This window comes from Kitasatospora purpeofusca (assembly GCF_000718025.1).
GTDB lineage: Bacteria > Actinomycetota > Actinomycetes > Streptomycetales > Streptomycetaceae > Kitasatospora > Kitasatospora purpeofusca.
In genome coordinates this window covers 31655-44677 of sequence record NZ_JODS01000003.1, presented here as the reverse complement: position 1 = coordinate 44677, position 13023 = coordinate 31655, and the positions used below count along the sequence as shown (strand labels likewise).

The window sequence follows — 13023 nt, the reverse complement described above, 5'->3', positions numbered from 1 at the left end:
CCCTCGGTGGGGTCCCGCGATCCGGGACCCCACCGCTGTTCCGTCCCCCACCACAGACCCGAAAGGGCCGCACAGCAGTGACTACCGACCAGAACGGTGCCACCTACGCCGCCGCCGGCGTCGACATCGAGGCGGGCGACCGCGCCGTCGAGCTCATGAAGCAGTGGGTGAAGAAGGCCAACCGCCCCGAGGTCGTCGGCGGTCTCGGCGGCTTCGCCGGCCTCTTCGACGTCTCCGCCTTCAAGAACTACGAGCGGCCGCTGCTGGCCTCGGCGACCGACGGGGTGGGGACCAAGGTGGCCATCGCGGCCGCCATGGACAAGCACGACACGATCGGCCACGACCTGGTCGGCATGGTCGTCGACGACATCGTGGTCTGCGGCGCCGAGCCGCTGTTCATGACCGACTACATCTGCGTCGGCAAGGTCGTCCCGGAGCGGGTCGCCGCGATCGTCAAGGGCATCGCCGAGGGCTGCGCCCTGGCCGGCTGCGCCCTGGTCGGCGGCGAGACCGCCGAGCACCCGGGCCTGCTCGGGCCGGACGAGTACGACGTCGCGGGCGCCGGCACCGGTGTGGTCGAGGCGGACGCGCTGCTGGGCGCCGAGCGCGTCCGGGCCGGTGACGTGGTCATCGCGATGGCCGCCTCCGGCCTGCACTCCAACGGCTACTCGCTGGTCCGCCACGTGCTGCTGAACCAGGCCGGCTGGAAGCTCGACCGCAAGGTCGAGGAGTTCGGCCGCACCCTCGGCGAGGAGCTGCTGGAGCCGACCCGGATCTACTCGCTGGACTGCCTGGCGCTGATCCGGGCCGCCGAGGTGCACGCCTTCTCGCACGTCACCGGTGGCGGCCTGGCGGCCAACCTGGCCCGGGTGATCCCGGCCGGGCTGCACGCCCGCCTGGACCGCGGCACCTGGACCCCGCTGCCGGTCTTCCGGACCGTCGCCGAGGTCGGCAAGGTGGCCACCCTGGAGATCGAGAAGACGCTCAACATGGGCGTCGGCATGGTCGCGGTCGTCCCGGCGCACTCGGTGGACACCGTGCTGTCGGTCCTGGAGGACCGCGGCGTGGAGTCCTGGGTGCTGGGCGACATCGTCGACCGCACCGCCGAGCACACGGACGGCGCGGCCCTCTACAACGCCTACGAGGGCTTCGTGGCCGGCTGAGCACGGCGCACGTGAACGCGGGGAGGCCCCGTCGGCAGTCGGCCGGCGGGGCCTTCGCACAGGGTCCTCGGGCGGGGCTTGGGGCAGTGTCCTCGGGAGGGGCCTCCGCGCGGGCTGCCGGGCCGGACCACCGGCTCCGGGCAGGTCGCCCCGAAGGCGGCCGCGGGGCCGCCCGGGAGGGTGCGGGAACGCCGAAAGACCGGCCTGGCGCACTGGGCACCTGGCCGGTCCGGTCAGACTGGGAGACTACGCGCGACGGCGGGCCTGGGAGGGCCCGGTACCCGACTCGGCGTCGTCGTCCTCGTCGTCATCGGCGTAACGAGCCGCGTACTCCGCGTAGGGATCGTCGTCCTCCTCGTCCTCCTCGATCGGCTCCGGCTCGATCGGGGAGGTGGAGGGCGATACGCCCAGCTCGCTGGAGAGACGATTGGCGTCGAACCCGCCGCTGTTGTACTTCAGCTCGCGGGCGACCTTCGTCTGCTTGGCCTTGGCCCGGCCGCGCCCCATGGGTCGACCCCCTCAACGATGGGGCTCACGGCCCCGAGTCTGACACGTGTTCATGATCAAGAGCGGCCTGCCCGAATGGGGAGGACCGTCCCTTGGAGCATTAACGGTACCTGTTTCTGCCGCTGGACGGTACGTCGTCAGTGTGACGTGGCGCGCACCGGCCGCACCCGCGACCAGGTCGTCCCAGGTCAGGGGAGGTTTTGCGGCTTTCTGCACGCTGTCCGGAGGTGTCTCGGGTCCGTTGTTCCCGGATCGATTATCCCCCCTAGGGGGGCTTCGGATCACCCGATCGGAGGCAGAATCGAGAATCCGGTTCCACATTGTGATGCGCGGGGGACGGCACCCGGCCGTCCCCCGCGCACACCGATCCGGATCAGCCCCGGCGGGCGGCCGGCAGCAGCACCGAGCGCAGCGCGCTGATCTCGCGCATCCGCTTCTCCGCGAGACGGTCGGCCGCGACGGCCGGCGGCACGCCGTCGGCGGCGGCCCGGGTGAAGATCTCCAGGGTGGTGTCGAAGATCTTCGTCGCCTTGTTCTTGGCGCGCTCGAAGTTGAAGCCGTCGATCTCGTCGGCGACCTGGATGACACCGCCGGAGTTCACCAGGTAGTCCGGGGCGTAGAGCAGGCCGCGGTCGGCGAGGTCCTTCTCGACGCCCGGGTGGGCCAGCTGGTTGTTCGCGGCGCCGCAGACGACCGAGGTGCCGAACTCGCCCAGCGCGGCCACGGTGTCGTCGGTCAGGGCGCCACCGAGCGCACAGGGGGCGTAGACGTCCAGCTTGGCCTGGAGCAGCGCGGCGGTGTCGGCGACGACCTCCACCTCCGGGTGGGCCGCCCGCACGCGGTTGACGGCGGCCTCGAAGGGGTCGGTGACGACCACGACGGCGCCGTCCGCGACCAGGTGGCCGACGAGGTAGTGGCCGACCTTGCCGACGCCGGCGACGCCCACGCGCTTGCCGCGCAGGGTCGGCTGGCCCCAGCGGGCCTGGGCGGAGGCGCGCATGCCCTGGAAGACGCCGAAGGCGGTGAGGATGGAGGAGTCCCCGGCGCCGCCGTTCTCGGGCGAGCGGCCGGTCACGAACTCGGTCTCGCGCGCCACGACGTCCATGTCCTGGACGTAGGTGCCCACGTCGCAGGCGGTGATGTAGCGGCCGCGCAGCGACTCGACGAAGCGGCCGTAGGCGCGGAGCATCGCCTCGTTCTTGACCTTGTTCGGGTCGCCGATGATGACGGCCTTGCCGCCGCCGAGGTCGAGGCCGGCGAGCGCGTTCTTGTAGGACATGCCGCGGGACAGGTTGAGCGCGTCCTCCAGCGCCGCCTCCTCGGAGGCGTACGGGAAGAACCGGGTCCCGCCGAGGGCCGGGCCGAGGGCGGTGGAGTGGATGGCGATGATCGCCTTCAGTCCGGAGGAGCGGTCGTGGCAGAGCACGACCTGCTCGTGGCCGTCGCCGGTGGCGCCGTCCTGGGAGTTGCCGAAGATCCTGCCGAGCACGCCGGGTGCGGAGTGCGTGGTGGCGGCGGTCTGTACGTCGGTCACTGTGGTGACTCCAGTATTCGAGGCCCGCTGCGGTGGTGCGGGCGCCTAAGGCGAAGCGTAGTCGCGCGGGCCCCGCCGGTCCGCCCCCTTGGCGAAGCTCGGTACCACTGTCCGGATGCTGGGACGGCAGGGCCGCCATCAGCCCGTTCGCGCACTTCGGGTGCGTCCGCGAACGGGCCGTCACCGGACCGGTCCGACCGACTGCTCCCGGGCGGCGGGGGGTGCGTGGGACGATGCAGGACGTGACCGTCGTCCGTACCTCCGTGCTGCCGCCCTACGCCGCGCACCTGCGGGTCTACGAGCCGCTGGCCGCCTACCCGGAGCCCGAGCGGGCGCGTTGGCAGGCCTACGCGGCGGAGCACGGTCCCGACGCGCCCGAGGCGGGCCGCTCGGTGGCCGCGGCGGCCCTCGCGGAGCAGCGCTCGGCGCTGGCCGAGCTGATCGGCCGGACCCCGCGGGCGCTGCCGGACCGGGAGGCCGAGCGGGCCTTCGTCCGGCTGGTGGACGGGGTGCTGTACGTCTGCCCCTGGGCGACCAGGCTGCGCACCTGGCAGGCGCTGGAGGAGCTGCGGGCGGCGGCGCCGGTGGCGCTGCTGGACACCGCGCTGCCGCCGGCCACTCGGGAGGTGGCGGAGGCGGACCGGGAGCGCTGGCGGGCCGAGCACCCGGACGCCCGGCCGTGGATCCTCACCAACCGCTGGGAGGTGCCGGTGCGCTGGTTCCTCCCGTTCGGGGACGAGGATCGATGCTTCGTTCCCGCAGAGAGGGGGGAGAAGGGTGAGGAAGGGGAACGGGGGGACGGGGCGTCACTGTTCTATCTGACGCCCATGGCGCAGGCGCGCCGCCGAGTGGCCCGGGCGTACCGGGCGCTGCGCGAGGCGGTGCCGGAAGGGGAGCTGGTGCGGGGGGCGGAGCAGGTCGGGCGATGGCTGGAGGAGTTCCATCCGCGGTCGCTGGTGGAACTGGACTACGGGGGGCTGGTGCATCTGCTGGGGCCGGAGCGGCTGTTGGCCGACCGTTCGGCGGGGGAGCTCGAGGACGGGCTGCGGGCGCTGCGGGCGGGTGACACGGCGGAGGCGCTGCGCGCGTACGAGGCGCTGACCGTGCGCTGGCGGCGGGTGCTGGCGCTGCGCCACGCCAACTGAGCGGCCGGGGCCGGTGGGAGGGCCGGGCCGAGGCGGCGTCATCGCTGGCCGGTGGGGGTGTCGGTGGTACTTGTAAGACTGTAAGAGTCCTACGGCCCGAGCCGCATGACCAAGGTCCTGGTTCGGGTCAATACCTACCGAACGTGACACTACTCACCGTTGACGCGAACTTACCCCTATGTGCAAAAATGGGACAACCAGCCCAACTTCACGCGAGCGTGCCCACTTTTGGGTGGTTCTGGAGTCGATGTGCGCTTTGCGGGAAAACGGCGGGTCTGGTCCTCTCGTAACCGAATGTCACTATAAGGTGACTGCCCGTTATGGGGTGGTCCATCGCCATCCGTCGGCCTTGAACCCGTGAGGGGTCAATTTTGGCGGTTTGGTCGATAGGGCTGGACGGATGGTGTAGTTGTAGACACCAGGACAAGCCGTTCGTCCTATAACCGACTCGGCCCGTCTATGCCATTTCGGGCATCGCGGGCCAAGGTGCAGAATTTGAAGGATAGAACCGCCCTGGTTCGGTTCTCCCGAGGAGGCCGCTCATGACCGCTCGTACCCCCGATGCCGAACCTCTGCTGACGCCGGCAGAGGTCGCCACCATGTTCCGTGTGGATCCCAAGACCGTGACGCGCTGGGCCAAGGCCGGCAAGCTCACGTCCATCCGCACGCTGGGCGGGCACCGCCGATACCGTGAGGCGGAGGTGCGCGCCCTGCTGGCCGGTATTCCGGCCCAGCGAACCGAGGCCTGACAGAGCCTCGCTCAAGGCTCTTCGAAAGGGGCTGCTTACCGGACTCCGCCGGGTCCGGTAAGCAGCCCCTTTTTCTGTGCCCGCGCACTTCTTCTACAGCTCTGTCGAACCGGCCGCACCGGTCGTCGGATCGACTGTCGTACTCGCGCGATCCACCGGAATGTTGAACTCCGGATAACGATTCGATGGTGGGGAGGTGGGGGGGATTTACTGTGAATAACAGTACAATTTTACATATTAAATTAGCGGGCTGGGGGAAGGGTGCCCGAACGGTCGGTTCCCGAAAGGGGTACGTGACGACCGTCACGCGGGCGTTCACTTGTGATCCGGGCCCACTCCGGGATAGAGGAGGGGCCGGTGAAACGCGAGAGGCCCGGAACCAAACGGTTCCGGGCCTCTCGGCTACGGCGATCCTGACGGGACTTGAACCCGCGACCTCCACCTTGACAGGGTGGCGAGCTAACCAACTGCTCCACAGGACCAGAGTGTTTCCTGATCTGTCCGCTTCGCTTGCCGCGCTGCGAACAAGACAGACTGTAGCCCATGCGGGGCCCCCAGGTCGAACCGGCTCCCGGGCGCCCCCTCCGGCCCGTCCGCAGCTCAGGCGGGCCGGAGGGAGGCCGAGGGGTCAGAGCGCGGCCCTGGCCGCCTCCATGGCCTTCAGGATCCGCTTCTCGGACACCGGCGACGGGGTGCCCAGCGACTGGGCGAAGAAGCTGACCCGCAGCTCCTCGATCATCCAGCGGATCGCCAGCACCTCCGCCGAGGGCTGCTGCCCGGCCGGCACCGCCGCCAGCAGCTCCCCGTAGGCCTGCTGGACCTGCTGCACCTTCAGCAGCTGCTGGGCGTCCCGCTGCGGATGGTTGGGCAGCGCCTCCAGCCGGCGGTCCACCGCCAGCAGATAGCGCTTGAGGTCCGGCAGCCGCTGCCAGCCGGTCGCCGTCACGAAGCCCGGGTGCACCAGCGAGGCCAGGTGCAGCCGGATGTCGTTCACCGCGTTCAGCAGCACCGGGCTGCTCACCGACTTCAGCCGGGTCGTCGCCTTGTGGAAGGCGATCAGCGCCGTCGCCGTCTTCAGCGTGGTGTCCGCCGAGAGGTCGTACAGGTCCGCCCGCACCTTGTCCCGCAGCGCCGCGAACGCCGCCTCGTCCCAGGCCGGCCCGCCCGCCCGGGCCATCAGCCGGTCCGCCGCACAGGCCACCACGTCCTCGAACAGCGCCGGGACCGAGCCGTGCGGGTTGTACGACAGCGCCAGCTTGGCCTGGTTGCCCAGCCGGCCCTGGATCGACTTCGCGGGCGAGGTCGTCGACAGCATCAGCAGCCGCCGGGTGCCGTCCCACATCGCCCGCTGCTGCGCCTCCGGGGTGTCGAACAGCCTCACGCCCACCGACTCGCCCTCGTCCACCAGCGCCGGGTAGGCGCGCAGCGAATGGCCCCGGGAACGCTGCTCGAAGGTCCGCTGGAGCACCGGCAGCCCGGCCGGCCAGGCGGTCAGCCCGGACTGCTCGATGCCCCGGCCGGAGGCCGCCGAGGAGAGCGTCTCCTTCAGCTTGGGCTTCATCCGCAGCCGCAGCTCCTCCAGGTCCTTGGACTCGGCGAGCTTCTTGCGCCCGTCCACCACCCGGAAGGTCACCTTGAGGTGCTCCGGGACCCGCTCCTCGTCCCAGGCCTCCGGAGGCACGGTGACCGCCGTCAGGCGCTTCAGGATGTGCTCCAGGGCCGGCAGCAGCGGCTCCTGGCGCTCCTGGTGGTTCCTCAGCTCGCGCAGCGCCGCGCGGGCGAAGTCCGGGGCGGGGACGAAGTTGCGCCGCACCGCCTTCGGCAGCGACTTGATCCAGGCCGTCACCAGCTCCTCGCGCAGGCCCGGGATCTGCCAGTCGAAGCCCTCCGCGGTGACCTGGTTGAGCACCGGCAGCGGGATGTGGACGGTCACGCCGTCCGCGTCGCTGCCCGGCTCGAACTGGTAGGTCAGGACGAACCGCAGCTTGCCCTGCACCCAGTGGTCCGGGTAGTCGGCCTCGGTGACGCCGCCCGCGGCGTCGTTGATCAGCATCGACTTCTCGAAGTTGAGCAGGTCGGGCTGCTCGTGCCGGGTCTTCTTCCACCAGGCGTCGAAGTGCCGGGTGGAGACGATGTCCTCGGGCAGCCGGCCGTCGTAGAACTCGAACAGGGTCTGGTCGTCGACCATGATGTCGCGGCGGCGGGCCCGGTTCTCCAGCTCCTCGACCTCGCCGAGCAGCTTGCGGTTCTCCGCGAAGAAGCGGTGGTGGGTCTCCCAGTCGCCCTCGACCAGGGCGTTGCGGATGAACAGCTCGCGGCAGAGCTCCGGGTCGATCCGGCCGTAGTTGACCTTCCGCGCGGCGACCACCGGCACCCCGTAGAGGGTGACCTTCTCGAACGCCAGGACGGCCCCGGACTTCTTCTCCCAGTGCGGCTCGCTGTAGCTGCGCTTCACCAGGTGCGCGGCCAGCGGCTCGACCCACTCGGGTTCGATCTTCGCGTTGATCCGGGCCCAGAGCCGGGAGGTCTCCACCAGCTCGGCCGACATCACCCAGCGCGGCGGCTTCTTGAACAGGCCGGAGCCGGGGAACACCGCGAACCGGGCGCCCCGGGCGCCGCCGTACTCCCGCTTCTCCACGTCGAACAGGCCGATGTGCGAGAGCAGGCCGGCCAGCAGGGACTGGTGGATCCGGTCCGCGTCCGGCTCGGCGTCCTCGTGGGCCTCCTCGATGGTGACGCCGAGCTGCTTGGCGACCGTGCGCAGCTGGGAGTAGATGTCCTGCCACTCCCGTATCCGCAGGTAGTTGAGGAACTCGGCCTTGCACATCCGGCGGAACGCGGAGGAGGAGAGCTCGCGCTGCTGCTCGCGCACGTAGCGCCACATGGCGAGGAAGGCGAGGAAGTCGGAGCTCTCGGAGCTGAACCGGCGGTGCCGCTCGTCGGCGGCCTGGCGCTTCTCGGCGGGGCGCTCGCGCGGGTCCTGGATGGAGAGCGCGGCGGCGATCACCATGACGTCCCGGACACAGCCGTTGCGGTCCGCCTCCAGCACCATCCGGGCCATCCGCGGGTCCACCGGGAGCTGGGCCAGTTTGCGGCCGAGCGGGGTGAGCCGCTTGCGGAGGTCCTTCTCGGCCGGGTCGAGCGCGCCCAGCTCGTGCAGCAGGCTGATGCCGTCCTTGATGTTGCGCGAGTCCGGCGGGTCCAGGAACGGGAAGGCGGCGATGTCGCCGAGGCCGGCGGCGGTCATCTGGAGGATGACCGAGGCCAGGTTGGTGCGCAGGATCTCGGCGTCCGTGAACTCCGGGCGGGAGAGGAAGTCCTCCTCCGAGTAGAGCCGGATGCAGATGCCGTCCGAGGTGCGGCCGCAGCGGCCCTTGCGCTGGTTGGCGCTGGCCTGGCTGATCGCCTCGATCGGCAGCCGCTGGACCTTGGTGCGGTGGCTGTACCGGGAGATCCGGGCGCTGCCCGGGTCGATCACGTACTTGATGCCGGGGACGGTGAGGCTGGTCTCGGCGACGTTGGTGGCCAGCACGATCCGGCGGGAGGAGGAGCGCTGGAACACCTTGTGCTGCTCGGCCGAGCTCAGCCGGGCGTAGAGCGGCAGGACCTCGGTGTGCTTCAGCCTGAGCTTGTCGAGGGCGTCCGCGGTGTCCCGGATCTCGCGCTCGCCGGAGAGGAAGACCAGGATGTCGCCCGGCCCCTCGGCCTGGAGCTCCACGGCGGCGTCGCAGATCGCCTGGATCTGGTCGCGGTCGCGGTCGACCTCGTCGGTGTCGCCGTCCTCGTCCTCGTCCACGATCGGGCGGTAGCGGACCTCGACCGGATAGGTGCGGCCGGAGACCTCGACGATCGGGGCGTCCCCGAAGTGCCGGGCGAACCGCTCGGGGTCGATGGTCGCCGAGGTGATGATCACCTTGAGGTCGGGACGGCGGGGCAGCAGCTGCTTGAGGTAGCCGAGCAGGAAGTCGATGTTGAGGCTGCGCTCGTGCGCCTCGTCGATGATCAGGGTGTCGTACTGGCGCAGCTCGCGGTCGGTCTGGACCTCGGCGAGCAGGATGCCGTCGGTCATCAGCTTGACCAGGGTGTCCGGGCCGACCTGGTCGGTGAACCTGACCTTCCAGCCGACCGCCTCGCCGAGCGGGCTGTCCAGCTCCTCGGCGACCCGCTCGGCCACCGTGCGGGCGGCGATCCGGCGGGGCTGGGTGTGGCCGATCAGACCGCGCACGCCGCGGCCCAGCTCCAGACAGATCTTGGGGATCTGGGTGGTCTTGCCGGAGCCGGTCTCACCGGCCACGATCACCACCTGGTGGTCGCGGACGGCGGCGAGGATCTCGTCCTTCTTCTGGCTGACCGGGAGCTCGGCGGGGTACCGGATCTCCGGCACCGCGCCGCGCCGCCGCTCGACCAGCAGCTCGGCCTTGTCGATGTCGGAGGCGATCTCGGCGGCGATCTGCGCGCGGGCCTCGTCCTTGCGGACCCGGCGGGCGCCGTCCAGTCGGCGGCCGATCCGGACCTGGTCGCGCAGGGTCAGCTCGGGCAGGCGCGCGGCCAGCTCGCCGATGCCGGGCGCCTCGCTCCGGGCGGGCTCGGCGGCGGACTGGACTGCGGGAGAACTCACGGCGGGCATCCCTCTAGGTTCGCAAGGAGGGGCGGCGGAGCGCACCTCGGTTTTCGAGCGCCTCCAGTGTCACAGGGGACGCCCGTCCGCTGCCAACGGCGGTCCGGCACGCCGTGGGAACCGTCCGGATCGGGGCGGTCGCGGTGGGTGAGGGGCCCGGTCGGCGCGGCTACCGGAGGAAGATCACGGCGGCGCCGACGGCGGCGATGACCAGGGTGGCGAGGACGGCGGCCACGGTCACGGTGATCCGGTCCCGGAACCGCCGCCCGGGCTCGACCCGGGCCGAGGCCTCGGTGTTCAGCTCCCACCAGTTGCGGACCCGGTGGAACTGCTCGTCGAAGTCCGGGGACGGGTACAGGTCGCTGTGCAGCAGCCCGGGCAGGGTCCGGCGCCGCCCGTTGGCGATGAACATCCGCACCTGGGAGGTGGTGCCGCCCTGGGCGTCGACCGTGCGGACGTCGATCCAGCGGATCCGGTCCCAGGGGTAGGTGCGGCCGCGCCCGAAGCCCCAGCAGATGGTGATGCCCTCGGGGCCGACCCGGCTCCAGCTGCGGACCGTGACCCACAGGCCCAGGGCGGAGAGCGCCAGCGTGCAGCCGGCGAGCCAGAGGAAGCCCACCGTGCCGAGCCCGTGCAGGGCCGCGAACCCCTGGGCGACCAGCAGTACGAGCACGATCGCCAGCTGCGACCAGGACGGGCGGTAGCGGTCCCGCCCCCGGAATATCAGTTCGTCCACGGCGGGCACCCTACGACCCGGGTGACGAGGCGTCGGCACCCGGGGCGGGCGGGACCGGGGGCGGGACCGGGCGGTGCCGGGGCGGTGCCGCGGCGGGACCGGGGAGGTGCCCGCGCGCACTTTGCAAAGCCCCGAGGTGACTTTGCAAAGTGCGCCAGGACTTTGCAAAGTCACTCTTTGCAAAGTCGCCTCGGCAAAGCTCTAGCCCTCCTGGAGGACGAACTCGCGGACCAGCCGGGACCACTCGGCGCCCTGCTCGTAGACGACCACGTGGCCGCTGTCGATCTCCGCGTAGGTGCTGCCGGCGATGGCGTCGGCCAGCTCGCGGGAGAGCCCGACCGGGACGGTGGCGTCCTGGGTGCAGCCGATCACCAGGGTGCGGGCGGTGATCCGGGGCAGCAGCGGGCGGATGTCGGCGCTCAGGTTGAGGTCGATGTGGCGCAGCGCGCCCTCGGTGGGCTCGTTGCCCTTGATGATGCCCTCGAGCGCGTCGGGCTCCAGCGAGTTCAGGTGGTCGCGGCTGAACGCGGTCAGGGTGCCGAACCGGCCGAAGGCCTCGGCGTCGCCGCTGATGGCCCGCCAGGTGGTCATGTGGTTGCGCAGGTAGGCGTCGTCCGGGCGGCTCCAGCCGGCGGTGAGGACCAGGCTGCGCACCAGCTCCGGGCGGAGCGCGGCGAGGGTCGCGGCGACCACCGAGCCGAGCGAGAAGCCGACCACGTCGGCCGGGCCGTCGCCGGCCGCCTCGATCACGGCGGCGATCTGCTCGGCCAGCAGCTCGGGGGTCAGCTCGCGGCCGTCGTCCTCGGTGTCCCCGCAGCCGGCGAAGTCCGGCAGCAGGACGGTGCGGCTGTCGGTGAAGTCGCCGGTGAGGTGGCCGAAGGTGCCCCCGGCGCCGAAGCCGGTGCCGTGCACGAAGACCAGCGGCGGGTGGCCGGAGCCCTCCACGGTGTAGGAGACGCGGGCGCTGGGGCTGGCGACGAAGGGCATGACGTGGTTCTCCTCGGGAGTGGGGAAGGGGCGGGGGGAGGTGCGGGGGAGCGTCGGGGTCAGGCGAGGCTCTTGGCGGAGGCGTTCTCGGCGGCGGCCGCGGCCCGGTGGGGGGCGCGCTCGAAGCCGAGCGCGACCAGGACGAGTGCGACGATGCCACCGGTGGCGACCAGGACGGCGGTGCGCAGGCCGTCGGTGGTGGCGGAGCGGAGGGCCTCGCCGGTGAGGCCGTCGGTGCCGGCGTTGGCGATCGCCACCAGGATGCCGAGGCCCACCGCGCTGCCGACCTGCTGGCCGGTGGAGACGATGCCGGAGGCGATGCCCTGCTCGTAGGGGTGCACGCCGGTGGCGGAGGCGGAGAACATCGTGGTGAAGATGACGCCCTGGCACAGGCTCAGGACGACCAGGCCGGGCAGCAGCGCGACGTAGCTGCCGTCCGGCGCCATGGTCAGCGCGGTCGCGGCGGTGCCGATCGCGCCGAGCAGGTAGGAGGCGATCAGGGTGTTGCGGGCGCCGAACCGGGTGGCGAGCCGGCCGCCCAGCATGGAGCCGACGAAGCCGCAGACCATCGGGATCAGGAAGGCGACGCCGGTGCGCAGCGCGCTGTACTCGTGCACGGTCTGGAAGTAGACGGTCAGGAAGTACAGCAGGGTGCCGAAGCTGGCCATGAACAGGAAGGTGGTCAGCACGCCGGTGGACAGGTTGCGGTTGCGGAACAGCCGCAGCGGCATCAGCGGGTCGGCGGTCCGGGACTCGATCGCGACGAAGGCGGCGAGCAGTCCGAGGCCGAGCACGGCGGTGGTGAGCACGGTCGGCGAGGTCCAGCCGGAGGCGGGGCCCTGGACCAGGGTGAAGACCACCAGGGTGGCCCCGGCGGTGGCGGTCAGCGCGCCGGGCAGGTCGAACGAGCGGGATCCGTCGCGCGGTCCGTCGGCTCCGATCAGCCGGGGGGCGAGCAGCGCGGCGCCGCCGGCCAGCGGCACGTTGACGTAGAACACCGCCTCCCAGCCGAAGGCCTGGGTGAGCACCCCGCCGGCCAGCGAGCCGATGATCATGCCGCTGGCGCCGGCGGCGGCCCAGACCGAGAGCGCCCGGTTGCGTTCGCGGCCCTCGGTGAAGCTGAGCACCACCAGGGCGAGGGTGGCGGGGAACAGGAAGGCGCCGCCGAGGCCCTGGAGGGCGCGGGCCGCGATCAGCAGGCCGGGCGTGTTGGCGAGGCCGCCGAGCAGCGAGGAGCCGGCGTAGAGCAGCAGGCCGAGCACGAACATCCGGCGGCGGCCGAACAGGTCGGAGGCGCGGCCGCCGAAGAGCAGGAAGCCGCCGAAGGCGACGGCGTAGGCGCTGACCACCCACTGCAGGTTCTGGGCGGAGAAGTCGAGGCCGCTGCCGATCTCCGGGAGCGCCACGTAGACGATGTTGTAGTCGATCGAGACGATCAACTGGGCGAACGCCAGCAGGGCCAGCAGGAGGCCCGAACGGCGTGGCCCGGCGGTCTGCTCGGCGTCGGCGGACGGGGACATGGGGAGCCTTTCGGGGGCGTCGGGGAGCGGACGGGGGACGGGGCGGCGTAGCTGTGGCGTTCGG

Annotated in this window: 9 protein-coding genes and 1 tRNA gene; 3 read left to right on the top strand and 7 right to left on the bottom strand. The window is 71.5% G+C overall.

Annotation, left to right across the window (positions count from 1 at the left end; translation table 11 throughout):
- The first annotated feature begins 77 nt into the window (after positions 1-77).
- Complete coding sequence (gene purM, locus IF01_RS0106215) at positions 78-1163, top strand: phosphoribosylformylglycinamidine cyclo-ligase (protein WP_030392263.1); 1086 nt, start codon at positions 78-80, stop codon at positions 1161-1163.
- 246 nt (positions 1164-1409) lie between these two features.
- Here the strand turns inward: purM and IF01_RS0106210 are convergent, their stop codons facing one another.
- Positions 1410-1670 (bottom strand): DUF3073 domain-containing protein, encoded by a 261-nt coding sequence (locus IF01_RS0106210; protein ID WP_030392262.1) that lies wholly within the window; start codon positions 1668-1670, stop codon positions 1410-1412.
- 373 nt (positions 1671-2043) lie between these two features.
- Entirely contained in the window at positions 2044-3159 is a 1116-nt protein-coding gene (locus IF01_RS0106205) for a Glu/Leu/Phe/Val dehydrogenase dimerization domain-containing protein (RefSeq protein ID WP_233290105.1), read from the bottom strand.
- Between the two features lie 287 nt (positions 3160-3446).
- Here IF01_RS0106205 and IF01_RS0106200 point away from each other — a divergent pair, with 287 nt between their 5' ends.
- Both IF01_RS0106200 and bldC read left to right on the top strand, forming a co-directional pair.
- Positions 3447-4349: a DUF8083 family protein gene (locus IF01_RS0106200; RefSeq protein WP_244215450.1), complete on the top strand. Its 903-nt coding sequence runs from the start codon at positions 3447-3449 to the stop codon at positions 4347-4349.
- 542 nt (positions 4350-4891) lie between these two features.
- Positions 4892-5098 carry a developmental transcriptional regulator BldC gene (bldC, locus tag IF01_RS0106195; protein WP_014137253.1) on the top strand — a complete coding sequence of 69 codons (207 nt, stop codon included), beginning with the start codon at positions 4892-4894 and terminating at the stop codon, positions 5096-5098.
- A gap of 408 nt (positions 5099-5506) precedes the next feature.
- Here the strand turns inward: bldC and IF01_RS0106190 are convergent.
- The 5 genes from IF01_RS0106190 to IF01_RS0106170 form a co-directional block, all read right to left on the bottom strand.
- Positions 5507-5580, bottom strand: a tRNA-Asp gene (locus tag IF01_RS0106190).
- Positions 5581-5726: 146 nt separating this feature from the next.
- The gene (gene hrpA / locus IF01_RS0106185; RefSeq protein WP_375340971.1) at positions 5727-9716 is read right to left on the bottom strand and encodes an ATP-dependent RNA helicase HrpA; all 3990 of its coding nucleotides are present in this window, start codon (positions 9714-9716) and stop codon (positions 5727-5729) included.
- A gap of 169 nt (positions 9717-9885) precedes the next feature.
- The gene (locus tag IF01_RS0106180) at positions 9886-10452 is read right to left on the bottom strand and encodes a hypothetical protein (RefSeq protein WP_030392258.1); all 567 of its coding nucleotides are present in this window, start codon (positions 10450-10452) and stop codon (positions 9886-9888) included.
- A gap of 201 nt (positions 10453-10653) precedes the next feature.
- Positions 10654-11439 carry an alpha/beta fold hydrolase gene (locus IF01_RS0106175; RefSeq protein WP_030392257.1) on the bottom strand — a complete coding sequence of 262 codons (786 nt, stop codon included), beginning with the start codon at positions 11437-11439 and terminating at the stop codon, positions 10654-10656.
- A gap of 59 nt (positions 11440-11498) precedes the next feature.
- Positions 11499-12959, bottom strand: a complete 1461-nt coding sequence (locus IF01_RS0106170) for an MFS transporter (protein ID WP_051754975.1) — start codon at positions 12957-12959, stop codon at positions 11499-11501.
- Positions 12960-13023 lie beyond the last annotated feature (64 nt).

Coding starts and splice junctions, on each gene's coding strand:
- bldC (WP_014137253.1), top strand. CDS start 4,892: ATGACCGCTCGTACCCCCGATGCCGAACCTCTGCTGACGCCGGCAGAG.
- IF01_RS0106170 (WP_051754975.1), bottom strand. CDS start 12,959: ATGTCCCCGTCCGCCGACGCCGAGCAGACCGCCGGGCCACGCCGTTCG.
- IF01_RS0106210 (WP_030392262.1), bottom strand. CDS start 1,670: ATGGGGCGCGGCCGGGCCAAGGCCAAGCAGACGAAGGTCGCCCGCGAG.
- IF01_RS0106175 (WP_030392257.1), bottom strand. CDS start 11,439: ATGCCCTTCGTCGCCAGCCCCAGCGCCCGCGTCTCCTACACCGTGGAG.